The 24789-nt window shown below is 62.0% G+C and carries 23 protein-coding genes and 1 other RNA gene; 14 read left to right on the plus strand and 10 right to left on the minus strand.

Going from position 1 to position 24789, the window contains the following annotated elements:
* Positions 1 to 153 precede the first annotated feature (153 nt).
* On the minus strand, positions 154 to 2331 hold the full coding sequence (dnaX, locus tag O9Z63_RS00690) for a DNA polymerase III subunit gamma/tau (RefSeq protein ID WP_270127330.1): 2178 nt from the start codon (positions 2329 to 2331) through the stop codon (positions 154 to 156).
* A gap of 307 nt (positions 2332 to 2638) precedes the next feature.
* Here dnaX and O9Z63_RS00695 point away from each other — a divergent pair, with 307 nt between their 5' ends.
* The 4 genes from O9Z63_RS00695 (at position 2639) to O9Z63_RS00710 (ending at position 6781) form a co-directional block, all read left to right on the plus strand.
* Positions 2639 to 4822 (plus strand): prolyl oligopeptidase family serine peptidase, encoded by a 2184-nt coding sequence (locus tag O9Z63_RS00695; protein WP_270127331.1) that lies wholly within the window; start codon positions 2639 to 2641, stop codon positions 4820 to 4822.
* Between the two features lie 234 nt (positions 4823 to 5056).
* Positions 5057 to 5426: a transfer-messenger RNA gene (gene ssrA, locus O9Z63_RS00700) on the plus strand.
* 173 nt (positions 5427 to 5599) lie between these two features.
* Positions 5600 to 6124: a hypothetical protein gene (locus O9Z63_RS00705; RefSeq protein WP_270127332.1), complete on the plus strand. Its 525-nt coding sequence runs from the start codon at positions 5600 to 5602 to the stop codon at positions 6122 to 6124.
* Between the two features lie 282 nt (positions 6125 to 6406).
* Positions 6407 to 6781 carry a hypothetical protein gene (locus O9Z63_RS00710; protein ID WP_270127333.1) on the plus strand — a complete coding sequence of 125 codons (375 nt, stop codon included), beginning with the start codon at positions 6407 to 6409 and terminating at the stop codon, positions 6779 to 6781.
* 80 nt (positions 6782 to 6861) lie between these two features.
* Here O9Z63_RS00710 and O9Z63_RS00715 read toward each other — a convergent pair whose 3' ends face one another.
* From O9Z63_RS00715 to O9Z63_RS00740, 6 genes are all read right to left on the minus strand, one after another.
* Positions 6862 to 7194 carry a hypothetical protein gene (locus tag O9Z63_RS00715; protein ID WP_270127335.1) on the minus strand — a complete coding sequence of 111 codons (333 nt, stop codon included), beginning with the start codon at positions 7192 to 7194 and terminating at the stop codon, positions 6862 to 6864.
* A gap of 49 nt (positions 7195 to 7243) precedes the next feature.
* On the minus strand, positions 7244 to 8248 hold the full coding sequence (gene uvsE, locus O9Z63_RS00720) for a UV DNA damage repair endonuclease UvsE (protein ID WP_270127336.1): 1005 nt from the start codon (positions 8246 to 8248) through the stop codon (positions 7244 to 7246).
* A 112-nt stretch (positions 8249 to 8360) separates the two neighbouring features.
* Positions 8361 to 9077: a carboxypeptidase-like regulatory domain-containing protein gene (locus O9Z63_RS00725; protein ID WP_270127337.1), complete on the minus strand. Its 717-nt coding sequence runs from the start codon at positions 9075 to 9077 to the stop codon at positions 8361 to 8363.
* A 186-nt stretch (positions 9078 to 9263) separates the two neighbouring features.
* Positions 9264 to 9917: a hypothetical protein gene (locus tag O9Z63_RS00730; protein WP_270127339.1), complete on the minus strand. Its 654-nt coding sequence runs from the start codon at positions 9915 to 9917 to the stop codon at positions 9264 to 9266.
* Between the two features lie 233 nt (positions 9918 to 10150).
* Positions 10151 to 10603 carry a hypothetical protein gene (locus tag O9Z63_RS00735; RefSeq protein ID WP_270127340.1) on the minus strand — a complete coding sequence of 151 codons (453 nt, stop codon included), beginning with the start codon at positions 10601 to 10603 and terminating at the stop codon, positions 10151 to 10153.
* Positions 10604 to 10713: 110 nt separating this feature from the next.
* Entirely contained in the window at positions 10714 to 11970 is a 1257-nt protein-coding gene (locus O9Z63_RS00740; protein WP_270127341.1) for a metallophosphoesterase, read from the minus strand.
* 114 nt (positions 11971 to 12084) lie between these two features.
* Here O9Z63_RS00740 and radC point away from each other — a divergent pair, with 114 nt between their 5' ends.
* The 8 genes from radC to O9Z63_RS00780 all read left to right on the plus strand — a co-directional run bounded on the left by radC (position 12085) and on the right by O9Z63_RS00780 (position 20636).
* Positions 12085 to 12840, plus strand: coding sequence for a RadC family protein (gene radC, locus O9Z63_RS00745; RefSeq protein WP_408613555.1), 756 nt, complete (start codon positions 12085 to 12087; stop codon positions 12838 to 12840).
* Between the two features lie 169 nt (positions 12841 to 13009).
* A complete protein-coding gene (locus O9Z63_RS00750) occupies positions 13010 to 13627 on the plus strand; it encodes a DUF1684 domain-containing protein (RefSeq protein WP_270127342.1) in 618 nt (205 codons plus the stop codon).
* 267 nt (positions 13628 to 13894) lie between these two features.
* A complete protein-coding gene (gene pheT, locus O9Z63_RS00755; RefSeq protein ID WP_270127343.1) occupies positions 13895 to 16330 on the plus strand; it encodes a phenylalanine--tRNA ligase subunit beta in 2436 nt (811 codons plus the stop codon).
* A gap of 145 nt (positions 16331 to 16475) precedes the next feature.
* Entirely contained in the window at positions 16476 to 16772 is a 297-nt protein-coding gene (locus O9Z63_RS00760) for a hypothetical protein (RefSeq protein WP_044014152.1), read from the plus strand.
* A 36-nt stretch (positions 16773 to 16808) separates the two neighbouring features.
* Positions 16809 to 17099 (plus strand): cell division protein ZapA, encoded by a 291-nt coding sequence (locus O9Z63_RS00765; RefSeq protein ID WP_044014150.1) that lies wholly within the window; start codon positions 16809 to 16811, stop codon positions 17097 to 17099.
* Between the two features lie 133 nt (positions 17100 to 17232).
* Positions 17233 to 18930, plus strand: coding sequence for a ribonuclease Y (rny, locus tag O9Z63_RS00770; protein ID WP_044014148.1), 1698 nt, complete (start codon positions 17233 to 17235; stop codon positions 18928 to 18930).
* A 132-nt stretch (positions 18931 to 19062) separates the two neighbouring features.
* On the plus strand, positions 19063 to 19821 hold the full coding sequence (locus tag O9Z63_RS00775; protein ID WP_270127346.1) for a hypothetical protein: 759 nt from the start codon (positions 19063 to 19065) through the stop codon (positions 19819 to 19821).
* Between the two features lie 20 nt (positions 19822 to 19841).
* The gene (locus tag O9Z63_RS00780; RefSeq protein ID WP_270127347.1) at positions 19842 to 20636 is read left to right on the plus strand and encodes a hypothetical protein; all 795 of its coding nucleotides are present in this window, start codon (positions 19842 to 19844) and stop codon (positions 20634 to 20636) included.
* Here the strand turns inward: O9Z63_RS00780 and O9Z63_RS00785 are convergent.
* From O9Z63_RS00785 to O9Z63_RS00795, 3 genes are all read right to left on the minus strand, one after another.
* Positions 20629 to 21156 (minus strand): GNAT family N-acetyltransferase, encoded by a 528-nt coding sequence (locus O9Z63_RS00785; RefSeq protein WP_270127348.1) that lies wholly within the window; start codon positions 21154 to 21156, stop codon positions 20629 to 20631. The genes O9Z63_RS00780 and O9Z63_RS00785 overlap by 8 nt on opposite strands.
* A 53-nt stretch (positions 21157 to 21209) precedes the next feature.
* Complete coding sequence (locus tag O9Z63_RS00790; protein WP_270127349.1) at positions 21210 to 21677, minus strand: MlaD family protein; 468 nt, start codon at positions 21675 to 21677, stop codon at positions 21210 to 21212.
* Positions 21678 to 21765: 88 nt separating this feature from the next.
* Positions 21766 to 23160 carry a mercuric reductase gene (locus O9Z63_RS00795; protein ID WP_270127350.1) on the minus strand — a complete coding sequence of 465 codons (1395 nt, stop codon included), beginning with the start codon at positions 23158 to 23160 and terminating at the stop codon, positions 21766 to 21768.
* Positions 23161 to 23300: 140 nt separating this feature from the next.
* On the opposite strand from O9Z63_RS00795, the gene O9Z63_RS00800 reads away from it, so the two are divergent.
* Complete coding sequence (locus O9Z63_RS00800; protein WP_270127352.1) at positions 23301 to 24065, plus strand: hypothetical protein; 765 nt, start codon at positions 23301 to 23303, stop codon at positions 24063 to 24065.
* A 7-nt stretch (positions 24066 to 24072) separates the two neighbouring features.
* Complete coding sequence (locus tag O9Z63_RS00805; RefSeq protein WP_270127353.1) at positions 24073 to 24726, plus strand: hypothetical protein; 654 nt, start codon at positions 24073 to 24075, stop codon at positions 24724 to 24726.
* The last annotated feature ends 63 nt before the right edge of the window (positions 24727 to 24789 follow it).

A 24789-nucleotide genomic window follows, 5' to 3' on the forward strand; every position in this document is an offset into this window, starting at 1 on the left:
TATCGTTGCTGATGCCTGCACGATGGGTAGTCAGTGAGGGGCGTTCAACGATGGTTGGTTACCGATGGTCGTTCAACGATAGTGGTGCTGCGAACCCCTTTGGGGAATTCGTAGCACCACAACCGCCTAGCACAACCCGCTAAAATCCGTGAGCTAGTCTACGTCGAGGCCCAGCTTCTGCTTCATCTCGCTCAGCATTGGGTACTTCTCCATCAGGTAATCCATCTTGTCGGAGGAGGTGTAGAGCTTGCGGCCGGTTTCCACTCGCTCCACGATTTCCACCGTCACGTTCAGGCGCGGGTAGCCGGTGCGGCGGCGCAGCTCACCCAGAAACTCCGAGCGTAGCTCGTTGAACAGGTCTTCCTGCACCGGGTTATCCACGCGCAGCAGAATCATGTGCTGCTCGTTGGCCTGTACGGGGCGGTTGAGCAGGCTGTAGTGCATCATGCTGATGGGCTTGCGCTCCTCGGTCAGCTCCTTCCACACACGCTGTAGCACCTCGTCATTGATGGCGGGCAGGCCGGTGGTGGGGCCGCTGGGCTCGGCTTCGGTAGCGGCTTTGCCGGCGGCGGCTTTCTGCTCCATCTGGGCCTTCATGGCGCTTAGGCTACCCAGGCCGGGCAGCTTGGTGCCGAGGCCCAGCGGCTTGCCGGCCGGCGGCATACCGGGGCGGGGCGGGGGCATGGGCGCGGCCGTTACGGCCATCTGGCCCGGCTCGTGGCCGGCAATGCTGGGCGCCCCGATTTCCACGTGTGGCACGGTATCGCGCAACTGCCGGGTGGTGGGCACCTGGGTGGCCGTCTCGTCCTCGATGCTGGGCGTGTCGTGCAACTCCTCCACGCCGCTTTCCACCGGCACAATGGGCTCAGGGTCGGCGGGGGCGTGGGCTAGTTGTTCGTTGTTCGTTGTTCGTTGTTCGGTGGCTGGAGCGGCGCTGTACACAGCCGGAGCTTCGGCCGTACCGTCGGCCACTAGGCGGCCGTTAGCGGCGGGGGCGGCTGGTGCCAACGGCGGGGCCGATGTTGGCGCTGCTACCGGGGCGGGGGCTACGGCTGGGCTAGGGCTTTTTTTTTTCGCTTCGCCGTTGGCGGCTGGTGCGGCCGCGCCGCCCTGCAGGTCGCGTGCAAACTGCACGGCGCTGTTGAGGTAGGCCAGCTTCATCAGCGTGAGCTCCACGTGCAGGCGCTGGTTTTTGGCCTGCTTGAACTCCCGGTCGCAGAGGCTCACCAGGTTCAGGGCCGAGAGCAGGAAGGGCAGGGGAGCCGCCTGCGCCTGCTGCACGTAACGCGCCCGGATGTTGTCGGACACTTCCAGCAGCTGCACCGTCACGGGGTCCTTGCACACCAGCAGGCCGCGCAGATGCTCGGCCGCGCCCACCACAAAGTTGTGCAGGTCGAAACCCTGCTGCATCACCTCATCCAGCAACAGTAGCGTGGCGCTCAGGTTTTCGGTCAGCAGGGCGTCAATCAGCCGGAAATAGTACTCGTAGTCCAGAATGTGCAGGTTCTGCACCACGTCCTGGTAGCGCAGGTTCTGGCCCGAGAAGGTCACCATCTGGTCGAACATGCTCAGGGCGTCGCGCAGGCCGCCGTCGGCCTTCTGGGCCAGCAGGTGCAAAGCGTCGTCTTCGGCCTGAATCTGCTCCTGGGTGGCTACGTAGCGCAGGTGGTTGCGCATGTCGTCCACCTTGATGCGGTTGAAGTCGAAAATCTGACACCGCGACAGGATGGTGGGGATAATCTTGTGCCGCTCGGTGGTGGCCAAAATGAAGATGGCGTAGCTCGGCGGCTCCTCCAGCGTTTTCAGAAACGCGTTGAAGGCCGCATTCGAGAGCATGTGCACTTCGTCGATGATGTACACCTTGAAGCGGCCCTGCTGCGGGGCGTAGCGCACCTGCTCCACCAGACTGCGGATGTCCTCGACGGAGTTGTTGGAGGCTGCATCCAGCTCGTGCACGTTGAACGAGGCGTTTTCCTGGAAGGCCCGGCACGAGGAGCACTTGCCGCAGGCTTCCAGCTCGAAGGGCGTATTGTCGGGGTCCGGGGCCTGCAGCAGCGCGTCGGGCACGATGTCGGGCTGAGTTTTAATCAGCTCCGAAACCGGCCGGCTTTTGCGCACGTGCTCCTCCACAAACTCGCAGTTGATGGTTTTGGCCAGAATCCGGGCGCAGGTGGTTTTGCCCACGCCCCGGGGGCCGCAGAACAGAAACGCCTGGGCCAGATGCTGCGAGGCAATGGCGTTCTGCAAAGTGGTGGTTACGTGCTGCTGCCCCACCACGCTGCGAAACGTGGCCGGGCGGTACTTCCGGGCCGAAACAACAAAATTTTCCATACGAGCTACCGGCAAAGATACGCAACCGCCCGCCCGATTCCGCCCGACTGCCGCCACCGACTACCGGATTTGCTGCCGGATTGCAGCCGCCCGGCTAGTCACACGATGATGTGATTATGAGTATATTTAATAGAATTTATTTTCTATTTGTGCGCCGATCCGCAGCAGGTTATGAAATGCCTGCCAGGTACACTGCCTTTCCTTTGTGAAAGCAGTAACCAGCTGATTTGGTAGGATTTGGGGCAATGCAGCCGGCCCCGTGGTGAAGGTGCTGCTGACTGTTTTGTTTCCCCTACTCGTTTTTCCTATGAAACACCCCGTTCTGTTGCCGCTGCTGGGCGGCCTGCTGATGAGTACCGCCGCCCTGGCCCAGTCTTCCGTGCCCGCCGCGCCCACGGGGCCGGCTTCCGACACCTATTTCGGGGTGAAGGTGGACGACCCGTACCGCAACCTGGAAAACCTGCAAGACCCCGCCGTGGCTTCCTGGATGAAAGCCCAGAGCGAGTACGCGCGCCGCACCCTCGACGCCATTCCGGGCCGGCAGGGGCTGATTGATAAAATGGTGGAAATCGACAAGCGCAAGGCAGCCCGCGTAACCGACCTGCGCGTGGCCGACAACGACCGGTACTTCTACTACAAATCCCGCCCTCAGGACCAGCAGCCCAAGCTCTACTGCCGCGACGGGTATAAGGGCCAGGAAGTGCTGCTCTTCGACCCCGAAGCCTACGAAAAAGGCAAGGTGTACAACATCAACGGCTTTGCGCCCAGCCCCGACGGCTCCAAGGTGTCGTTCGGCATCAGTGAAAAGGGTTCGGAGTTGGGTAACACGCTGATTATGGATGTGAAGACTCGCAAGCTGTTCCCCGAGCAGATTCCGCTGAACCGGGGCGGCGGCGAGTGGCTGCCCGACAACCAGACCCTGGCCTACCTGCCCTACAACAACGGCGACCTGAAGGACATGGCCGCCCGCCAGAACACCCAGTGCCGCCTGCACCGCCTGGGCACGCCCGTAGCCCAGGATCAGGTTGTCTTCTCCAGCCAGCTCTACCCAAAGCTCGGCATCAAGCCCTCCGACTACCCCTACGCGGGCATTGACCGGGACACGAAGCAGGCCTATGGCTTCCTGTACTCCGTGGACCGCTACCTGAACGTGTTCTACGCCCCGGCGGCAACCCTCACCAAGCCCAATATCCCGTGGCAGCCCTTGTTCCGGCCTGCCGATGAAGTCACCAACTTCGTCACCGACGAGCAGCACATCTACTTCGTGACGTCGCGCAACACGCCCCGGCAGAAGCTCATGCGCATGCCCGCCGCCCGCCCCAACGTGGCCGCGGCCGAGGTGCTGGTGCCCGAAAGCGCCGACGAATCCATCATGGACGAGCAGCTGAAAACCACCAAGGACGGCGTGTATTTCGTGCGCAGCCGCAACGGGGTGGAGGCCCGGCTGTACTTCGTGCCCCGGGGCGGCAAAGCCGCGCAGGAGCTGAAGCTGCCCCGCGCCGCCGGCCGCATCGAGCTGACCAACAAAAACGCGCAGTCGTCGGACGTGTGGGTGACGCTGGGCGGCTGGACCACCGACCGGCAGCGCTACCGCTACAGCCCGGCCAGCCGGCAGTTCACGCCCGAGCCGCTGTCGTCGGAGGCGCAGTACCCGGAGTTTGCCGGGCTGGTGGTGGAGGAAGTGCTAGTGCCCTCGCACGACGGGGTGCAGGTGCCCCTGTCGTTGATTTACCCGAAAGGCCTGAAGCGCGACGCCTCGGCCCCGGTGCTGATGGTGGGCTACGGGGCGTATTCTGTTTCCATGGAGCCCACGTTTATGCCGCCGTTTTTGCTGTGGGCGCAGCAGGGTGGCATTCTGGCCTGCCCGCACGTGCGGGGCGGGGGCGAGCTGGGCGAGGCCTGGCATAAAGCCGGCCAGAAAGCCACCAAGCCCAACACCTGGAAAGACCTCATTGCCTGCGCCGAGTACCTGACCAAGAACAGCTACACCGCGCCCGGTAAAATTGCCATCAACGGCGGCAGCGCCGGCGGCATCCTCATCGGCCGGGCCATGACGGAGCGGCCCGACCTGTTTGCCGTCGCCATTCCGGAAGTGGGCTGCCTGAACCCTGTGCGCATGGAAAACTCGCCCAACGGCCCCGTCAACATCCCCGAGTTCGGCACCATGACCAAGGAAGATGAGGCCAAGGCCCTATTGGAAATGGACGCCTACCACCACCTCAAGCCCGGCACCCAGTACCCGGCCACTCTCGTCACGGCCGGCTTCAACGATCCGCGCGTCATTGCCTGGCAGCCGGCCAAGTTTGCGGCGCGCCTACAGGCCAGCAACGCCGGTAGCCGGCCCGTGCTGTTCTTCACCGACTACGAAGCCGGCCACGGCATGGGCGACTCCCGCCTCAAGCAGTTCGAAAGCATTGCCGACCTGATGGCCTTCGGCCTGTGGCAAACCGGCGCCCCCGCCTTCCAGCCCGATAAGGTGGCGGTGAAATAGCCGCCTGTCATTCCGACCGCAGGGAGGAATCTGAAACGCGGATTACCGGATTGCGAGGATTTCGGTCATTCAACATCTGTGTAATCTGAGCAATCTGCACAATCCGCGTTTCAGATTCCTCCCTGCGGTCGGCATAACAAAACGGAACATTTTCGGCCGTTGGCAACGTTTTCTTCCCGATGTGCGTACATTCGCACCCCGCTACCTCGGTGGCGGGCATGTTCTTTCTCAATTGGGGCCGACCGGAATTGACAGCTTGTGCATGTCGCGAGTAAGCGTGTCGGGAGTTGGATGAATCTCCCGTAAAAAAAGCCGTCCAAACAATAACTGGCGAGTATAGCTACGCCATGGCTGCCTAGTTTAGAACTACGCACTGCCATCGTCCCGCACCCGTATTCCTTCTCACGGGTGAGTTCGGGGCGTCGTAAGAGTTAGGATAGCGTAGGTGGCGCTGTGACGCCTGCGCGAAACTCAAACAGATAAGGGGAAATCAAGGGCCTGATGTGCGCCTGGTTTCCTTCGAAAATCCAAGCATAGATACACACGTAGAAAGCTCGACGCCTTCCTTGTCTGGACCAGGGTTCGAATCCCTGCGGCTCCACTGAAACCCGCCTTGCAGCTTGCAAGGCGGGTTTTTTGTTTTCGGACCCATGCCTTGGGCAGCAGCTACTGCCAGCAGCACTTCGGCGCACCCCCGACACCGGCCGCGGCGAAAAGTTGCGTGTGGGGCGAGGTAATAGCCGGAAATATTGCAGTCTTTGTTATCTTGCTGAGGCTATGAAACATGGGCTGACCTATTTGCTTCTGCTGTTATGCACGTTTGCCGCTGAGGCGGGCCGGCCCCCCGTAGCCACCGAACAGCGTGCTTCGCAGTTCCGCATTGCCAAGCTGCCTGCTGCGCTGCACGCTACCTGGCTGGGTATGCCCCGCCAGCAGTTCCGCAATCTGGTGCCCGAGCAGCGCCTTGGTGCGCCGTCTTCTATCAGCTACTTCAGCCGCTCCGACGAATCCCTGACGTTGGGGGGCTACCGCATCACCGGCGTCAGCTACGGCTTCTACAAAGACCAGCTGTGCTGCATTGAGGTGCGTGTGCTGGGCGAGGCCAACTGCCGGGGTATCCAAAATCTGCTGGCCAAAGCCTACGGGCCGGCCGCCACGGCCACGGGGCAGTACTGGCAAAACCCCCAGCTGCGCCTGCAGTACTCCGAAATGCCCAAAGGCTACGCCACGCTGCTGCTGGCCAGCCCCTCGTTGCTGGCACAGTTTCAGGCCGAGCAGCAGCCCCGCAACCAGGCCGTATAAGGCCGCTGCCCTGCAAGCATCACCCCATCAGATTCTGGCCCTGCGGTCAGAGTTTTTTGTTTTCGGCAGGGACAGCGGCCGGGCGCATCAGCTTCATTCAGGGGTGATAAATACTTGCTTATAGTACAGTTGTTTTATATATATAATGCTGAATATCAGAATTGTGCACGAGAAATAAGTAGGGCAAATCAAGTCGGGCGGGCCGGATGTCCGTATGAGAAGGTAGAGGGCGCAGCCTGCTGGCAGCGCCCATTACCTCCATCCGACTTGTCTTTCCTGATTATGAAAAAGTCCCTGTTTTTCGCTGCTTTCCTACTGACCACCGCCGTAGCGGCCAACGCCCAGGTTTCGCCCTCCGTGCCCCAGCGCGGCGGCACCATGAACCAGACCACCGTACCGGCCTCCACGCCTTCCAACCCCGGCACCCTAGACCAGCGCACTCCCACAACGACCAACCCCACGCAGATGGGCACCGGTACCATCGTAACGGACCAGCCAGCCACTATGCAGAACGGTACCATGCAAAATGGCACCATGCAGGACCGTACCATGAACACGCGTACCACCACTGTGCCCAACCCGGCCGCCACGCGCCGGCAGCGTACCAGCACGCGCCGCACCACTACCAACACTACCACCGTACCACCGCAGCGCTAATAGTAGCTCTGCCTGCTCATAAAAAAGGCCGCTCCTGTTCGGGAGCGGCCTTTCTTTTTTGCCTAGTAATGATGCCGGAATTAGCCTTCCAGCTTGCCGCCGGCTTGCAGCAGCAGGTCGCCAAGGTCGCGCAGGCCGGCCTGCAGGTCGGCGGGGGCGCTGGCTACGGCTTGGTTGGTCTGGGTGCCCAGCATGCTGAGCGAGCGGCCAATGGCGGCGGCATCGAGCGAGCCGCTGCTCAGCAGCGACTGCAGATTGCCGATTTCGCGGCCGATGTCCTGCAGGGCGGGCTCGCCGCTTTGCAGCAACTGCTGCTGCCAAGTTTCGGTGTTGTCGATGGCGGCGCTGACGGGGATGCCCGTGAGGCCGTTTTTTAGGGAGTGGACGGTAGCGTTGAGCAGGTCGTTGGCCATGGGAAGGGAAACAGTAACGAGGGAAGAAGGAGTAGCCGCGGCTGCCGGCTTAGGCCTGAGTGGCCGGGCCGGCGGCTGCTGACTTGCGGGGTTTACGGGATTTGGGCGCCGCCGGCTGACCGGCCGCTGGAAAGTTGGGAGCCACGTAGCCTGCCGGGGCCGCCGGCACCATCGACAGGTCGCGCAGGATGGTGCAGGCGCGGTGGGCACTGGCTTCCTTGTCCTTTATTTCCAGCATGATGTCGACATCAAGGCCCTGCAGCTGCTGCACAAACTCGCGGAACAGGTCTTCCTCGATGGCACCAACGTGCTTGCCTTTCCGCTCGCCTCTCGACTGGGAGCTGTAGTCCATCATCATCACCCCGTCGCGGGTGGGGTGCCAGGTGGCGGCGGCCAGGCGCAGGGCCTCGGCCATGGGCTCGCCGTGGTTGAGGCACTCGTGGTGGAAGTTGTCGAACAGGATGGGCAGGCCGGTGGCGGCGTGCAGCTGCAGGCAGTCCTGCAAACTGAAAAGCCGGTCGTCGTTTTCAACCACCACGCGCACCTGCACGGCCGGCGGCAGCGTGTGCCACACCGCAATGAAGCGGGCAATGGCGGCTTCCCGGTCGCCGTAGAGGCCGCCCAGATGGATCTGGAGCTTGGCCGTGCTGTCGAGCTCCATCAGATCCAGCATCGCGCCTTGGTAAACCAGCTCGGCAATGCTGCGCTGCACGATGTCGGGGTTGGGCGAGTTGAGCACTACAAACTGGTCGGGATGCAGCGAAATCCGCATGCCGTGGGCCTTGATGTAGTTGCCGATAGCGCGAAACTCGGCCGCGAAGTGCGTTTGCCAGGGAAACGTGTTGACGGCGTGCGAGGCAAACGGCACGATGTCGGAGCCGATGCGGAAGAACAGCAGGCCGTGGGCCACGTTGTACTCCAGAATGCGGCGCAGACACGCCAGATTGGACGCTACGGTTTCTACCAGCCGCTCCTCTGAATAAGAGGCCAGCCGGAACGTGGACGCCGAAGTGCATTCCAACGAGTTATTCATGCAGGGATACCCGATTTTCATCTTCGGGCTTACGGCAGGGCCGGTGGGCGGGTTGGTAACAGAACCAAGAAGCACCAAGACCGTCGTGCTTCGCTTTGCTCTGTGGGACAAGCCCTGCCATACCACCGCAGTGCTACTTCACCTCGTAGCCGCGGTTGTCCTTGAAGTTTTTGTTGTACTTGAGGCGGGCTTTGCGGGCCTGCTCGGCGGCTTCCTGGGCCCGGATTTCCTCCATCTTGCGGCGCTCCTGGCCGGCCCGCGAGAACTGCTCGTAGATCAGGCTGACGGGGCTGGCCAGGGTGGGGGCCACGGCCTTGGGCGCAAGGGTATCTACCGGGAACAGGGGGCGGGGGGCCGGCGGGCGCTTCACGGCGCTGGTGGGGGCGGTGCTTGGGCGCTTGATGTTGCGCAGGGCCCGGTTGATGGCGGCGCGGTCAGGGCGGCCTTCCGTCACGCGCACTTCGCCCAGCAGCACACTGTCGCGCACCATCATCACCTGCATCACCAGCTGCGAGAGGCCGGTGCCGCCCAGCGGTATGCGGCGCGTCCGGAAGCCCAGGGCCCGGAATACCAGCGTGTCGCGGTTGCCGGCATCCAAGCGGAAGTCGCCTTCCTGGTCGGCTACGGTGCCGCGGCCGGTGCCCTGCACAATAACGGCCGCGCCGGGAATAGTGCGGCCGGTGCCGGCTTCCAGCACCGAGCCCGAAATCCGGACCTGCGCCGTGGCAGCGCCGCAGAACAGCAGCACCAGCAGCAGGGCCCCGGTGCTGCCGGCCAGCAGGCGGCCCCAGGCGGTGCGCCGCAAAAACAACCGCAGCCAGCTGCGCAAATACTCAATCAAAACGCTCATCAACCAGAAATAAGGCCAGCAACCGGCAAGGTAGCCAACAACAGAGCCAAAAAAAGCCCGAACCGTTGCAGGTTCGGGCTTTGATAATGGTCAGCAAACCGTAATCGGCCAACTGAAGGTCTGCCCCGACGAACAGAACAAACCTTTATCAGCGTGGGCAGCCTGCCAAAACAGGCCGTAGGCCGATTATTCTGCTTTGGTTTTACCGTCTTCGGTTTTGGTCTTCATGGTGCCGTCGTCGCCGTCGACCTTCATTTTGTTGCCTTCAGCATCTTTGATCTTCACGTCGCCGTCGGCCGATACCTTCACCTTGCTGCCGTCGGCACCTTTGGTTTTGCCTTCTTCCATGCTCATCGAGCTGTTTGAAGCCGAAGCATCGGTGGTGCTTACTTCCGGCGTGCTGCTCATGTCATCCATGTACAGGTCGTCGCGGTAGTCCATGCGGCTGGTTTCGTAGGCCGAGTACTGGGTGGGGTCGGTGAATACCGACTTCATTTCAGTGTCGGCGTCCATGTAGGCGGTGCGCATAGCGGCAGCCATACCGGTGGTGTCGGTGGCGTACTGAGCCTGCAGCTCGCCGAGGCGCTTGCCGCGGTTGATGTACACAGTGCGCACCTTCTCGCGGGTGGCATCATCGAACTTCATCTTGGCGGCCATGGCAGCAGCAATCCGGTCGGCGCGCTGCTGGATGGCGTCGTCGGAATAGGCCGTGGTGGTGGTCGTGGTCGTCGTGGTGGTCATGCCATCCGTGGTGGTGGCCGTTTCGGTGGTCTTGTTGTCGGAGCACGAAGCCATCGTGAAGGCAGCCGCAGCCGAAAGCAGGAGCAGGGTCTTTTTCATTGTAGAGAGGGGTTGTGGAAAAGGGAGAGAGTAGGGTAGGAAAAATCCAATGGCGCGTATACGGTGCCATTGGAAATTCAGTTGCCGCCACCCATACTCACGCCGCCTTGCCCAGGATTTTATGCCTGATAAGGCTTCCTTTCGCTCCTGATTCAACTCTCTGATGAAGGCACCACCGCCCATCACAGCCGCGCCGTATCACGCGGCCGGGGTGACATATCCGGCGCCAACTGCTAATCAGTGGTGGACAGGTTGTTTGGGGGAGAGGCTGGTACCGGCGTGCGCGACGTGACATCCGTCTGAGGAACGGGCGACGCCGGCAGCTTGCCCACCGGCGAAAGCGCCTGCAGCTCCTGCTCGGTAGCTTCCTGCACGCGGCGGGTGGCGGGCAGCGTGGAAGCCGCCGGGCGGGGCCGGGCGGCAGGCACGTACGTTGCTGAGCGCGGTGTTTGGATGCGCGCAGCTACGTTCGTGTCAGTCTTGACCCTGGCTGGCAGTGGCTGTTCGAGCTGGGGCTGCCGGCCCCGGTAGGTGAGGGGGCCTTTGGCAGGAGGCGCGTACAGCGTGGTATCGATGGGCGCCGAGCTGCCGATGGACGAGGTGGAGCCGGGCACCGTGTTGCCGTAACAGCCGGCCAGCCCGATGGCTGCACTCAGCCACAACGGGCGCCAATGAACAGGCTTCATACAAGGAATACAAAGAAGGTTACGGCAGACGCGCCCTTCCGACATCCTGTTGTCGGTTGCCGGCCGTCTGCCGGGTAAAAAAACGCTTGGTGGCCGGGTTTGTTTGGCTTTTAGGCCCGGCGCAGCTCAAACACGGTGATTTCGGGCAGGAAGCCCACCCGGCCGGGGTAGCCGAGGTAGCCCAGGCCGGTGTTCACGTACAGGTACTGCTGGCCCTGCTTGTAGAGCCCGGCCCACTGCCGGTACACGTACTGCACGGGGCTCCACTTGAAGAAAGGCAGATTGACGCCGAACTGCATGCCGTGGGTGTGGCCCGACAGCGTCAGGTCCACGTCCGGAAACTCGGGCCGCACCTGCGCGTCCCAGTGCGAAGGGTCGTGCGAGAGCAGGATCTTGAACGGGGCCGATGGGTCGGCGGCGGCATGGGCCTTGGCCAGGTCGCCGTATTTGGGGAAGCGCATGGCCGCGCCCCAGTTCTGAATGCCCAGAATGGCAATTTTCTCGCCGTTGCGCTCGATGTGGTGGGCTTCATCGAGCAGCAGCTTCCAGCCGATTTTGGCGTGGTTGCCCTTGAGCCGGTCGAGGTTGGCGGCTTTGGCCGCGGCGCCGCCCTGCTCGGTCCAGTCCACATAGTCGGCGTAGTCGTGGTTGCCGAGGATGGAGAGCTTCTGCAGCTTGCTCTGGATCTGGGCCAGCGTGTCGATGTGGTCTTCCACCTCGGTAGCAATGTTGTTGACCAGGTCGCCAGTCATCACCACCAGGTCGGCGTTTTGCTGGTTGATGAGGGCCACGGCGCGCTGCAGCGGCTCGGTGGAGGCGAAGCTGCCGGTGTGCAGGTCGGAAATCTGCAGCAGCTTGAACCCGTCGAACGAGGTCGGCAGGTTGGGGAAGCGCAGCGTTACGCGCTTCACGCGGTAGTCGGTGGCACCTTTCAGCATACCCCAGGCCAGCGCCACAAACGGCACGGCGGCCGTCACGAGGGCAATTTTGCTCAGAAACTCACTGCGCGAAATGCCCGTGCCGGCCGCGCCGGCCGGCTGGCCCGAAAAGCGCTGGGCCAGGCTGCGGATGCCGCGCACCAGGTCTTCGGGGAACAGGAACAGCAGTACCACCACTTTGGCCAGCAGCAAGCCCAGCAGCATGCTGGTGAGGTAAGCCTTGTAGGGCGCGTGGCCCTGGGCCCGGGTGGCCATGGCCCAGATGGCAATGCCCCAGAGCAGCACCGTCAGGAGCCAGTAGAGGAAGTCGGCGGTTTTGCGCGTGACGGGAGAGGCGCTGTGCAGCGCCGTGCGGACGGCCTGGAAGCCATACCACTCGGCGGCCAGAAACAGCAGCAGAAACAGAATACCAGAAAGGGAACGAAGCATATCGGGGGTAGAAACTCGGCTGGCCGGAATTGGTTCAGTCGGCCAGCCTGCCAGGGCAGACGAAAGAACAGGGTTTTTACTTTACTTGCCGGCTCCCTGCAACCTCAGTGCCGTATGCAAGCCGTTGACAATCTGTCTGAAAATAAGCCGGCGCCGGAAGCCGCCGCTATGCCGTACGAAACCCCGGCCTCTTTCGGTATCAAGAGCTGGGCTGAGGAAGACCGGCCCCGCGAAAAGCTGATGCAGAAGGGCCGCGCGGCCCTTTCCGACGCCGAGCTGCTGGCCATTCTGCTGGGCTCGGGCACCGCCAAGCTCTCGGCCGTAGACGTGGCCAAGCTGGTGCTCAGCGCCGCTCAGAACGACCTCAACGCCCTGGCCCGCTTCTCGCTGAAGGAGCTGATGCGCCAAAAAGGCATTGGCGAGGCCAAGGCCATTACCATTATAGCGGCGCTGGAGCTAGGCCGCCGCCGCAAGGAGGCCGACGCCCCGGCCCGCACCACCATCACCTGCTCCCGCGACATCTACCGTGTGGTGCAGCCCCACCTGCAGGATCTGCCGCACGAAGAGTTCTGGGTGGTGCTCCTGAACCGGGCCAACGTGGTGATGCGCACCGTCAGCATCAGCCGCGGCGGGGTAGCCGGCACCGTCGCCGACCCGAAGCTGATTTTCAAGGAGGCGCTGGAGCAGCTGGCCAGTAGCGTGATTCTGGTGCACAACCACCCCAGCGGCAACCGCAACCCCAGCGCCGCCGACATTGCCCTCACCCGTAAGCTCAAGGAAGCCGGTCAGTTCCTCGACCTGCCCATCCTCGACCATCTGATTTACACCGACGCCGGCTACTTCAGCTTCGCCGACGAAGGCATGCTGTAAAACCAGCTAGCCCGATGTAGAGACGCAATATTTTGCGTCTCGTCGTTGCTGACGTTGTTTAACCGGCGCGGTTCCGGCCGTTCAATGACGAGACGCAAAATATTGCGTCTCTACACCTCCCTACTTGCGCATAATACCGAAACACCCCGCAGCCAGTACCTTTGCCGCCATGCGTATCAACCCCAAACTGCTCGTCGGCCTCGGCCTGCTGCTCGTAATCAGCTATTTCCTGCAGGACCTTGTCTTCAACGACGGCCAGTACGCCGCCCGCCTGCGCAAAGCCCGCAAGGAAAAGGACGACAGTTTCCGCCGCGTGAAAGGCTCACCGCTCAGCGAGGAACAGCGCAACACCTTCGACAGCCTGAACTACTACGCCGCCGACCCGGCCTACCGCTTCGAGGCGCAGCTGGAGCAGTTTCCGCAGCGCGACACCGTGGAGCTGCCCCTCACCACCGGCAAGGCCGACAAGTACCTGCGCTGGGGCCGGGCCAGCTTCATTTTGAGCAAGCAGGAATACAAGCTGACTTTGTTTCTGAAGGCCGACGGCAAGGATTCCACCCTGTTCATTCCGTTCACCGACCGCACCAACGGCCGCGGCAGCTACGGCGGCGGCCGTTACCTCGACGCCACCCGGCCCGCCGCCGGCGACACCGAAATCGTGCTCGACTTCAATGCCGCCTACAACCCGTTCTGCGCCTACAACGACGGTTTCGCCTGCCCCGTGCCACCCCAGGATAACCGCCTGGCCATAGACATTCCGGCCGGCGAGAAGGCCTACAAAGAATAAGGTAGCACGGACTTCAGTCCGTAGCTCGCCCTGCATTGCAGGCCTTGTTGCACGATGTGGAGAAGCTGCGGGCTGAAGTCCGCGCGACACTTTTCGGCCACTACGTCAATTCCGTACCTTTGCTGAACTGACGCATCCGCAACGGTGCCAATGCCCACGGGTATGAAGCCCTGGGCTAGTCAGCGTCCGGTGCTGAAACGCTCCGTAGCCCCGGGCTTCAGCCCTGGGCCGCGTGCGCCGCGGGCAATCAATCCTCAACGACTTACCATGAAAATATCCTACGACTGGCTCCGCACCCTGATTCCGACCGATAAACCCGCCGAGGAAATCGGCCAGCTCCTGACGGGCTCCGGGCTGGAAGTGGAAGGCATTGAGGAGCTGGAAAGCATTCCGGGCGGCCTGCGCGGCGTGGTGCTGGGCACGGTGCTCACCTGCGAAAAGCACCCCGACGCCGACAAGCTCAGCCTCACCACCGTGGACGTAGGCGACGGCCAGCCGCGCCAGATTGTGTGCGGCGCCGCCAACGTGCGCGCCGGCCTCAAAGTGGTGGTAGCCCTCGATGGCGCCACACTTTATCCGGCGCAGGGCGAGCCGTTCAAGATCAAGAAAAGCAAAATCCGCGGCGCGGCGTCTGAAGGTATGATCTGCGCCGAAGACGAAATCGGGCTGGGTACCTCGCACGCTGGCATCATGGAGCTGGACACCGACCTGCCCAACGGCACGCCCGCCGCCGACTATTTCGGCCTGGGCTCCGACTCGGTGTTCGAAATCGGGCTGACTCCGAACCGCGCCGACGCGGCCTCGCACTACGGCGTGGCCCGCGAGCTGCGCGCTTTGCTGCGCCAGCCCTGCCAGCTGCCCGACCTCAGCCAGTTCAAAGCCCCCGCCGAGGCCACGCAGAACATCCAGGTGACGATTGAAGATATCGAAGCCAGCCCGCGCTACGCCGGTCTGCTGCTGGAAGGCGTGCAGGTAGGCCCCTCGCCGGAGTGGCTGCAGCGCCGATTGCGCAGCATCGGCCTCTCGCCCATCAACAACGTGGTGGACGTGACCAACTTCGTGCTCCACGAGCTGGGCCAGCCCCTGCACGCCTTCGACGCCGACCAGATTACCGGCAACCACATCCGGGTGAAGCGCGCCGAAGCCGGCGAGAAGTTCACCACCCTCGACGGCACCGAGCGCACGCTGCGCGCCGAAGACCTGGTAATTGCCGACGCCAATGGCACGCCGATGGCGCTGGCCGGCGTATTTGGCGGCAAAACTTCGGGCGTGAGCGACGCTACCACCCGCGTGTTCCTGGAAAGCGCCTACTTCCAGCCGGCGGCCGTGCGCAAAACCGGCCAGGTGCACCAGCTCAAAACCGACGCTTCCTTCCGCTTCGAGCGCGGCACCGACCCCAACATGGTGCTGATTGCCCTGAAACGGGCGGCGCTGCTGCTGCAGGAAGTGGCCGGCGCTACCATCGTGGCGCCCATCGTGGATGAGTACCCCACTGCCATCGGGCACACGCTGGTGCGGCTGCGGCTGCCGCGCGTGGAGAAGCTGGTGGGCCAGTTCATCGCGCCGGAGCGCATCCGCCAGATCCTCACCGACCTCGACATCCTCATCAGCGAGGAGCTAACCAATGAAGCCGGCCACACGGAGTGGATTCTGAGCGTGCCGCCGCACAAGGTGGACGTGACCCGCGAGGCTGATATCATCGAGGAAATCCTACGCATCTACGGCTACAACCACGTGGCTTTGCGGCCGCACAACTCGGCCACCTACCTGGCCAGCTTCCCCAACCCCGACCCCGAAATCATCCGCCAGAACACGGCGCGGCTGCTCAGCGGCCAGGGCTTCTCGGAAATCATCACCAACTCTATCACTAACTCGCTTTACTTCGAGAAGGAAGGCGAAACCGATGAGACGCTGGTGCGCCTGCTCAACTTCAACAGCGCCGACCTGAACGTGCTGCGCCCCAGCCTGCTGCCCAGCGGCCTGGAAGTGGTGCGCCACAACGTCAACCGTCGCCAGCGCGACCTGAAGCTCTACGAGTTCGGCAAAACCTACCACCTCAAGCCCGACGGCAGCTACGACGAGCGCAACAAGCTGGTGCTCTACCTGACCGGCAACACTGCGGCCGAAACCTGGCAGCAGAAATCCGAGAAAAGCAGCTTCCACCAGCTGGCCGGGGCCGTGCAGCAGGTGCTGGCGGCGCTGGGCTTCCCGGCGCCCACCTCGCAGCCGGTGCAGCACCCGCAACTGGCCGGCGGCCTCACGCTGCTGGCCCAGAACCAGCCCGTGGCCCAGCTCGGCGCCGTGTCGGGCGTGTGGCTGAAGAAGCTCGACGTGAGCCAGCCTGTGTGGTACGCCGAGCTGGACTGGGACTGGCTGATGCGCAAGTACAAGAACAGCCTCGTGGCCCGCGAGCTGCCCAAGTTCCCGGAGGTGCGCCGCGACCTGAGCGTGGTGGTGGATAAAACCGTCACCTTCGACCAGCTCCAGCAGATTGCCCGCCGCACCGAGAAGAAACTGCTGCAGCAGGTAAACGTGTTCGACGTGTACGAAGGCCCCAACCTGGGTGAAGGCAAGAAGAGCTACTCGGTCAGCTTCCTGCTCCAGGACAGCACCCAGACCCTCACCGACCAGGCCATCGACTCGGTGATGAACCGCCTCATCCAGCAGTTCGAGCAGCAGGCCGGGGCCCTGATTCGGAAGTAAACGCCTGTCATTCCGACGAAGGAGGAATCTGGGTGGAATCGGTAAAGCGGTTCTACTCAGATTCCTCCTTCGTCGGAATGACAAATGGTTTGGTGCGGAAGATTTACTCAAGCTGCCTAACTTCAACCCAAACAAAACCAAAAAAATGGCTTCCTCCCAGCAGCTTGCTCAACTAGACCGCCTGGAGCGGCAGGTGAACACCTTAGTGACTGCCTATCAGCAGTTGCGCGAGGAGCTGGCCGATGCCCAGACGACTGTGGAGCAGCTCCGGGCCGACGTGCGCGACCGGGAGCGGCAGCTCAAGGATTTCCACAATCAGGAGAATATCACTAAACTTGTCAATACCATAGCCGGCGAACCGGCCAATGTCAACGAGCTGAAACTGCGCCTCAACGAATACATCCGCGAAATAGATAAGTGCCTTGCCTATTTGAGGGAGTAACCTAACCATCACCGAACCCCACCCACGACTGCTCCCATGAGCGAACTATCCATCAAAATCCGCATTGCCGAACGGGACTACCCGATGCGCGTCGAGCCTCAGGACGAGGAGCGGCTCCGCATGGCCGGCCGCCTGCTAGGCGAGCGGATCAAGGAATTTCGCGAGCAATACGGCATTCAGGACAAGCAGGATCTGCTGGCCATGATTGCCTTGTCCACGATGGCTGACCGCCTGAAAGTCAGTAAGGAGAAAGATGGTACCGACACGGTTCTGACCGAGCGCCTCGCGCGCCTCGATGAGCTGCTGTCGGGAGTGGTGCTCGTCTGAAGATCCAGACGCCCGCACCTGCGTAGTAGTGCAGCTTGAAACCCCGGTGGCGCAAACGGCGCAACGGGGTTGTTTGGCATGTGGCCGTTTTGCGGGGTGTGGGTCTTCCTTCCCTCTCTTAATACCTTAGCCCATGTCCACCACTCTTTATATTGTTCTTGCCGCCGTGCTGGCCCTTGTGGTCGGCATCGTGGTGGGGCGCCTGCTGGCTGGCAAAACCAACCAGGACCACGAAGCCGAAGCCAAAACCCGCGCCCAGCAGCTGCTGGCTGAAGCGGAGCAGCAGGCCACCCGCACCCGCGACGAGCGGATCCAGCAGTCGAAAGACAAGTTCCGCACCCTCAAGCAGGAGTGGGAGCAGGAGAGCCGCCGCCAGAAGCAGGCCCTCGACCAGGAGCTGACCGAGCGCCGCGCCACCGTAGTGGAGCAGGAGCAGGCCATCAAGAAGCTCACCGACACCACCCAGCGCCAGCTGGAGCAGATCCAGCGCAAGGAAACCGAGCTGGACGCCACCCGCGAGCGAATCGAGACGCAGGCCCAGGCCCAGCGCGAGAAGCTGGAAGCGCAAGAAGAAAAGCGCAAGACTGTGCTGGAAAACCAGCTGGCCAAGCTGGAGCAGCGCGAGCAGGAAGTGGAAACCGAGCTGGAGCAGCGCACCCAGGAGCTCAACGAAAAGCAGCAGCACATTCTGCAGCAGCTGGAAGCCATTTCGGGTCTGACGGCCGCCGAAGCCCGCGAGCAGCTGGTGGAGTCGCTCAAGAACGAAGCCCAGATTCAGGCCAGCTCCTACATCAAGGACGTGGTGGCCCAGGCCAAGCTGTCGGCCACTAAAGACGCCAAGAAAGTGGTGCTGGAAACCATCCAGCGCACCGCCGCCGAGCACGCCATTGAGAACTGCGTGTCGGTATTCAACATCGAAAGCGACGACGTAAAAGGCAAAATTATCGGCCGCGAGGGCCGTAACATCCGGGCCCTGGAAGCCGCTACCGGCGTCGAAATCATCGTGGACGACACGCCCGAGGCCATCATCATCTCGGGCTTCGACCCGGTGCGCCGTGAGGTAGCCCGCCTGAGCTTGCACCTGCTGGTGAAGGACGGCCGCATTCACCCGGCCCGCATCGAGGAGATTGTGGCCAAAACCCGCAAGAACATCGACGAGGAAATCGTGGAAATCGGCGAGAAAACCATCATCGACCTGGGCATCCACGGCCTGCACCCCGAGCTGATCAAGATGGTGGGCCGGATGCGCTTCCGCTCTTCGTATGGCCAGAACCTGCTCCAGCACTCGCGCGAAGTAGCCAACCTCTGCGCCACCATGGCCGCCGAAATGGGCCTCGACGTGAAGAAAGCCAAGCGCGCCGGTCTGCTCCACGACATCGGCAAAGTAAGCACCGAGGAGCCCGAGCTACCCCACGCCATCCTGGGCATGGAAATGGCCAAGAAGTACAAAGAGCACCCCGACGTGGTAAACGCCATCGGCGCCCACCACGACGAAATTGAGATGACGGCCATGATTTCGCCGCTCGTGCAGGCCTGCGACGCCATTTCGGGCTCGCGCCCCGGTGCCCGCCGCGAGATGATGGAGAGCTACATCAAGCGCCTCAAGCAGTTGGAAGAAACCGCCAACGGCTTTAAAGGCGTGAATCAGTGCTTCGCCATCCAGGCCGGCCGCGAGCTGCGCGTGATGGTGGACGCCGAGAACGTAACCGACGAGCGCGCCTCGGAGCTGAGCTACGAAATTTCCCAGAAGATCGAGAAGGAAATGCAGTACCCCGGCCAGATCAAAATCACGGTTATCCGCGAAATGCGCGCCGTGGCCTACGCCAAGTAAGCAAGTAGCACAGGCTTCCGCCTGTGTTGATCAGGAAAAGAAAAAGCCCGCCGCAACAGCTGTTGCGGCGGGCTTTTTTATGCACGGCTAATCCGTGTATCTTACCCGCTGAATCTGTCTATGTGTTACTATATGAAGCCGTTATTGCTGCTTGCCGGAATCTGGTGCCTGAGCGGCTGCGCCGTGTACATGCCGATGCAGAACGCGGCGCCGGATATCCGGGCGCAGCATGAGGCGGAGGTGCGGGCCAGCACGTTTCTGAGTCGGGGCGAGGTGTCGGGGGCGTATTCGCCGCTGAAGCACGTGCTGGTGCGCGGCGCGTTCGGCAGCCGTTCCGACAACGACGACAGTACCTTCTGGCGAGGTCGGCAGTACGAGCTGGCGGCCGGCACTTACTGGGCCCCGCGCAACTGGACGCTGGGCGTGCTGGGCGGCTTTGGCCAGATCCGCAACCAGACCCGCTACCGCAACGACGGGCAGATCATCTTTCTAGGCGAGCCGGTGCAGCATGAGTTTAACGTGCGCGCCAACAAGCTGTTCGGCGAAGCCTATGCCCTATACGAGGTCAGCAACCGGTTTTCGCTGGGCGTCTCCTGCCGCAGCACCCGCCTCTATTTTACCCGGCTCACCGATGTTGGCCAGCCCATCGACCTGCGCCAGCTCACGCGTGCTGAGCCCATGCTGCTCATGCGCTTCGGCCTCGGCGACCCCTACCAGGGCGGGCGACCCGTGCAACTGCAGCTGTCGGTGGGCGGCACGGCCACCATGGGCTACGATGGGCGCCAGCCCGACCCCGACTACTCGCGCCGACAGCTGCGGCAGGCGCGCTCCTACGTGGCGCTGGGCATTGGGCTACTGCCGCACCGCGTGGCGGGGCTGTTTCGAAATTAACATAGAATTCTACGATTGATATGCCCGATAGTATTGATTTCAAGTATTCTGGGTGGGTTTCGAGGGTTGGTGTCGTAGGGTTGACCGTGTTGCTGAATGCCTGTTCCGTCTATGCACCGATGCAGCCGCACATGCCTATGACCCGCGCCGCAGGCCAGGCCGAAGCCCAACTAAACTGGCTTCCCACAAGCCGTTTCGATGCCAGCGCAGCTTACTCCCCATTGCGCTATATGGTGCTGACGGCCGCCGGCAGCTTCCGCCCCCGCGGTGGCTATGATACCACTTACTTCAACAGTCGGCAGTATGAAGTAGGTGTGGGTAGCTACTGGCCGGCCACCAACCGGCTATTGGTGAGTGGACTGCTTGGGGGCGGGCATTCTGTCAGTGAGCGTAGTTTCAGAGAGCCTAACATATTTTTCGGTTCGACAGATGAGCTGGCTGTCTATCAGGCTCGCTACCGTAAGCTGTTTGGGCAGCTTGGGGTGGCATATGAATGGGAGCGGGTGACGCTAGGCGCCACTTACCGGCTCACAAGCGTGGACTTCACAACTATCACCTACAATAGTCAAGCGCTGCCAATCGAGAATATGCTGCGTGGGGAGCCAATGCTTTTTCTGCGCGTAAATGGCCTCAGCGACCAGCAGCCAGCCTGGGCACAGCTACAAATGACTGTCGGGCTTTCAACTCCACTGGGCCAGGAACCTCTGAATGAGGGATTCAACGACCGACGGGTTCGTAACAGCGCCTTCACGGCCGGTATCGGAGTGGTTTTTTACCCGCACCGATTTGGTACTCATCGCCGCGAGGCTAAATAGCCGTGGCCCGCGCTTCCAGCCACGCCGTGGGCACGCCCTCGTGCTCAAATTCGCCCAGGTGCTGAAACCCGACTTTCGCCAGTATGGCGCGGGAGGCCAGATTCTGCATGTCGGCAATGGCGTAGAGTACCGGCTGCCGCAGCTCCTGGAAGCCATACGCCACCGAGGCGCGGGCCGCTTCCGTGGCGTAGCCGTGGCCCCAGTACCGCCGGATAAACCGGTACCCGACCTCGTAGAAGTCAACGTGGCCGTTGAGTGGCTCGCGGATCAGTTTCAGGCCGGCCCAGCCCAGAAATTCGCCGGTTTCCTTGAGCTCCACGGCCCAGCGGCCAATGCCGTTTTCCTGATACTGCCGCTGCACAAAGGCTATGGTTTCCTGGCTTTGCGCCAGCGTCAGCACGGGCCGGTTGCCGACGTAGCGTTGCACTTCCGGGTCGGAGTCCAACGTGAACATGCCAAGCGCGTCGGTGGGCTGCAGCTCACGCAGCAGCAGGCGGGGCGTTTCGGCGAAGGTGGTCATGGTAGTAGCAGGTTGGGAATTGGGCAGCCTGAATCTACCCAAAAGGCGAAAAGCTAATTCTTGCTGGCTTTTTCCAGGTTACGGTTCAGTCTTCTAAGCTCGATGAGCAGGGAGTCCTGTTTATTGCCGAGCAACTCTTGTAGCAGGCCGGCAGCTGGCAGCCGGCTGCTGTCGGCAGAAACAGGCACGGCCAGCAGGAGGGTGTCGTTTTGCCGTAGCGGCTGCGGGCTTCGGCCTGCTACTACCACGATGCTGCCAGTGCCCAACAAGCTGCGCTCCAGCTGAAAGCGGGAGTCTTTGGGTAGCACCACGTCTTTGGCAAGCTGCAGGCGCACCAGAATCAGGCTATCGGGCTCTATGCTTAGCCCGTCTACCATTCCTACCTTCAGGCCATTCCTTAGCACCGGCGAGTCGGTCGATAATCCCTCTGATTCCGTTGATTTCAGGTAGCAAACGGTGCCGGAAGTGCAGCCGTTCAGGCCGGTCAGCAGCCCACCAAAAAAGAGGAATCTTCGGAGCATAAGGATGGCAGTTAGGCAGGGCGAAGAAACGAAAATGCGGAAGAAGCCGAGGCTTCTTCCGCATTTTCTGCTGCTGGCAGCGCACCCGCTACTTCGGCTTGTCCAGCTTGGCAAACACGTTGTTCAGGCCCTCAGCCCAGCAGGGGTGGGCCAGCACCATGTTCTGCAGCTGCTGGTACTTGAGTTTGCCGGCCATCATTAGCTGAAACATGCTCATGATTTCGCCACCCTCGGCGCACAGCACCGTGGCGCCCAGCAGCCGGTCGTCGGGCCCCACGAGCACCTTCCAGAAGCCGGCGGTGCGGCCGGTTTCGCGGGCGCGGCCTATCGTGCTGACGGGCATGGTGGCCACGCGGTAGGCTATGCCTTCTTCTTTGGCCTGCTCCTCATTAAGGCCGATGCGGCCCAGCTGGGGCTCGGTGAACACGCAGTATGGCAGGGGTCGCTGCTTGGCCGAGCGCCATTTGCGGTGCAGCAGGCCGTCGCGCACCACGCGGTAGTCGTCGTAGCTGATGTGGGTGAACTGGGGGCCGCCGTGCACGTCGCCGAGGGCGTAGACGCCGCGCACGTTGGTTTCCAGGCGCTCATTCACCCGGATATAGCCTTTCTCATCAAGCTCGACGCCGGCCGTTTCCAGGCCTAACGTATCGGTGTTGGGCGTGCGGCCGGTGGCTACCAGCAGGTGCGAGCCGCGCAGGCGCCGCTCGCCGGAGCGGGTGTCGGCGGTGAGGGTAAAGGTGCCGTCGTGGTGGCTGACTTTGCGCACTTTGGCGCCCAGCACTACGTCCACGCCTTCCTGGGTCAGCACCTCCGTCAGGGCCTGGCACACGTCGTCGTCTTCGCGCTCCAGCAGCTGCGCGGCCGCCTCCACGATGGTGACTTTGCTGCCCAGGCGGCGGTAGAGTTGGCTGAACTCCAGCCCGATGTAGCCGCCGCCCAGAATCACGAGGTGTTCGGGCAATTCTTTCAGGTCGAGCAGCTGGGTGGTGGAAAGGTAGGGCAGGCCTTCCAGCCCGTCGATGTCGGGAATGGCTGCCCGCGTGCCGGTGTTGATGAACACCTTTTTGGCCTTCAGCTCCTGGATTTTGCCGTTTTCCAGCTCCACCTGCACCGTGCGCGGGCTGCTGAAAGCGGCGTGGCCATGCAGCACCGTAATGCCGGCCGTTTCCTTGGTGAGGTTGCTGCGTACGCCTTTGCGCATCTCTCCGATGATGACGTCTTTGCGGGCAATGACGGCGGCCATATCCACGGCGGGCTCCTGGCGGCCCAGGCCGTAGTCGTCGGCGGTGCGCAGCTGGTGGGCGCGCTCAGCCGAGGCCAGCATGGCCTTCACCGGCGAGCAGCCATAGTTGATGCAGGAGCCGCCGAGCTTGTTTTCCTCAACCAGAACCACTTTCCGGCCGGCTTTGGCCAGAGCCGTGGCCAGTGGGTTGCCGGCCTGTCCGGAGCCAATAATGAGTGCATCGTAGGAAGTATTGGGCATAAAGCACGAAGTTTGAAGGAGGGGCGACCCCGGAGAAGAAAAGAGTGGTGTACGCTCTACGCAACTGACCTGCCTGCGGCTACACAACGAAACTCTGCTCCGGGCGTTTTGTCACCGGTTTTTTCACTGGCTTCGGATTTATGCCTGCTTTGTTTCGCGCGTTCCTGATTCTGCTGCTGCCTCTGCTGGCCGGCTGCTCGTCGCTTTACTTTCCGCCGCCGCCGCAGGTGCCGCTGCTCACCCAGAAGGGCGAGTGGAGCGCCGGCCTGCACACCAACTTCAGCCAGAACACGGCCGTGCAGGGCGCCTACGCCGTGTCGGATCACCTAGGCGTGATGGCCTCCGCGTCCTTCCTGCACGCTGATAAGAAGCAGAGCTTCTTCGGCAATAAAAACAACCGCCAGACCGAAGACCACGACTTCGTGGAAGCCGGCCTGGGCTACTTCACCCGCCTGCGCCAGGACCGCCGGGTGCTGGAAATCTACGGCGGCGTGGGCATCGGGGCCACCAAGTACACCGAGTACAGCCGCGAAACCAACCTGCCCACCGAGCGCCGCGAGGGCACGCTCCACAAGTACTTCCTGCAGGCCAACTACACGTCCAAGGAAAAGAAAAGCTTCCACGTGCTCGGCCGCGACTGGCCCTTCAACTACGGCACGGCCATGCGCGCCAGCTACGTGCAAATCACCGATTTCCGCCTCAACGGCGTGGCCCGCGCCCCCGAGTACAACATCTTCTTCGAGCCCATCACCTACACCCGCATCGAGGTGCTGGGCCCGCTGCAGCTGCAGCTCATCAGCGGCAGCAATTTCGGCCTCATCCCCCGCAAATACGTGAAGGCCGCCAACTCCGTGTTCCAGCTGGGCATTGTGGTGAACGTGGGTGGGCAGAAAGGGGGGAAGTAGGCCCGATATGAAAGTAGCGCTGATACCCGCTTTGGAGATTTCGCCGCCCTCTATAGACTGGCAACTGGTGGGGCCACGCCCAATAGGTCACTTCTGGCAAAACCCGTTTGAGTGGGACAACTACCAAGCACGTGTCTTACAAGAAGCTGGACTTGCTGACCACAAGCGGATAATTCAAGGCAGCCATTTTTTAAGCCTCGACAGCTGGAGCTTGTCAGACTTAAAAAGCATCATCAGGTGGCATTTAGGGCCGGAAGGAAACGATACACCAGCCGCTGATTCCTGCGCCTTGTTTGGTGGTGGCGTGCTTTTCGTTGACGATAATCCCGTGTTGGTACCGCAATGCTGCAGCACATTAGCCGACTTGCACAGCTGGAGTACGCTATTGGAGCCGCAGTTTCAGTCAGGCTATTTCTGCCTTGAAGGTCATCCTTGTCCGAAGGCTACGCGCCAGGGGCACATATTGCGTATTACTTGTCACGACGAACACGAAGACTTTAATCAGCCTGCAAAGGCTGCGTTTTCGCTGGAAATAGCGGCACTGGCCACTGCCGTTTCTGCTGCCGAAGCAGCACTAGCCAGTTTCTGTGAGAAGGTAGATTTGCTGTCTGCTGAGTTTGGCGTGAAAAGGCTCTCAGATCATCTTGTTCGGGGCAGGTAAACCAAAAAAGAGCCCCGACTCGCGCCGGGGCTCTTTTACAAAAATCAGATAACGAACGATGTC

The organism is Hymenobacter yonginensis (genome assembly GCF_027625995.1).
Lineage (GTDB): Bacteria > Bacteroidota > Bacteroidia > Cytophagales > Hymenobacteraceae > Hymenobacter > Hymenobacter yonginensis.

Excerpts from the sequence above, each read along its gene's own strand:
- dnaX (WP_270127330.1), bottom strand. The coding sequence starts at position 2,331 with ATGGAAAATTTTGTTGTTTCGGCCCGGAAGTACCGCCCGGCCACGTTT.
- O9Z63_RS00695 (WP_270127331.1), top strand. The coding sequence starts at position 2,639 with ATGAAACACCCCGTTCTGTTGCCGCTGCTGGGCGGCCTGCTGATGAGT.
- O9Z63_RS00705 (WP_270127332.1), top strand. The coding sequence starts at position 5,600 with ATGAAACATGGGCTGACCTATTTGCTTCTGCTGTTATGCACGTTTGCC.
- O9Z63_RS00710 (WP_270127333.1), top strand. The coding sequence starts at position 6,407 with ATGAAAAAGTCCCTGTTTTTCGCTGCTTTCCTACTGACCACCGCCGTA.
- O9Z63_RS00715 (WP_270127335.1), bottom strand. The coding sequence starts at position 7,194 with ATGGCCAACGACCTGCTCAACGCTACCGTCCACTCCCTAAAAAACGGC.
- uvsE (WP_270127336.1), bottom strand. The coding sequence starts at position 8,248 with ATGAAAATCGGGTATCCCTGCATGAATAACTCGTTGGAATGCACTTCG.
- O9Z63_RS00725 (WP_270127337.1), bottom strand. The coding sequence starts at position 9,077 with ATGAGCGTTTTGATTGAGTATTTGCGCAGCTGGCTGCGGTTGTTTTTG.
- O9Z63_RS00730 (WP_270127339.1), bottom strand. The coding sequence starts at position 9,917 with ATGAAAAAGACCCTGCTCCTGCTTTCGGCTGCGGCTGCCTTCACGATG.
- O9Z63_RS00735 (WP_270127340.1), bottom strand. The coding sequence starts at position 10,603 with ATGAAGCCTGTTCATTGGCGCCCGTTGTGGCTGAGTGCAGCCATCGGG.
- O9Z63_RS00740 (WP_270127341.1), bottom strand. The coding sequence starts at position 11,970 with ATGCTTCGTTCCCTTTCTGGTATTCTGTTTCTGCTGCTGTTTCTGGCC.
- radC (WP_408613555.1), top strand. The coding sequence starts at position 12,085 with ATGCAAGCCGTTGACAATCTGTCTGAAAATAAGCCGGCGCCGGAAGCC.
- O9Z63_RS00750 (WP_270127342.1), top strand. The coding sequence starts at position 13,010 with ATGCGTATCAACCCCAAACTGCTCGTCGGCCTCGGCCTGCTGCTCGTA.
- pheT (WP_270127343.1), top strand. The coding sequence starts at position 13,895 with ATGAAAATATCCTACGACTGGCTCCGCACCCTGATTCCGACCGATAAA.
- O9Z63_RS00760 (WP_044014152.1), top strand. The coding sequence starts at position 16,476 with ATGGCTTCCTCCCAGCAGCTTGCTCAACTAGACCGCCTGGAGCGGCAG.
- O9Z63_RS00765 (WP_044014150.1), top strand. The coding sequence starts at position 16,809 with ATGAGCGAACTATCCATCAAAATCCGCATTGCCGAACGGGACTACCCG.
- rny (WP_044014148.1), top strand. The coding sequence starts at position 17,233 with ATGTCCACCACTCTTTATATTGTTCTTGCCGCCGTGCTGGCCCTTGTG.
- O9Z63_RS00775 (WP_270127346.1), top strand. The coding sequence starts at position 19,063 with ATGAAGCCGTTATTGCTGCTTGCCGGAATCTGGTGCCTGAGCGGCTGC.
- O9Z63_RS00780 (WP_270127347.1), top strand. The coding sequence starts at position 19,842 with ATGCCCGATAGTATTGATTTCAAGTATTCTGGGTGGGTTTCGAGGGTT.
- O9Z63_RS00785 (WP_270127348.1), bottom strand. The coding sequence starts at position 21,156 with ATGACCACCTTCGCCGAAACGCCCCGCCTGCTGCTGCGTGAGCTGCAG.
- O9Z63_RS00790 (WP_270127349.1), bottom strand. The coding sequence starts at position 21,677 with ATGCTCCGAAGATTCCTCTTTTTTGGTGGGCTGCTGACCGGCCTGAAC.
- O9Z63_RS00795 (WP_270127350.1), bottom strand. The coding sequence starts at position 23,160 with ATGCCCAATACTTCCTACGATGCACTCATTATTGGCTCCGGACAGGCC.
- O9Z63_RS00800 (WP_270127352.1), top strand. The coding sequence starts at position 23,301 with ATGCCTGCTTTGTTTCGCGCGTTCCTGATTCTGCTGCTGCCTCTGCTG.
- O9Z63_RS00805 (WP_270127353.1), top strand. The coding sequence starts at position 24,073 with ATGAAAGTAGCGCTGATACCCGCTTTGGAGATTTCGCCGCCCTCTATA.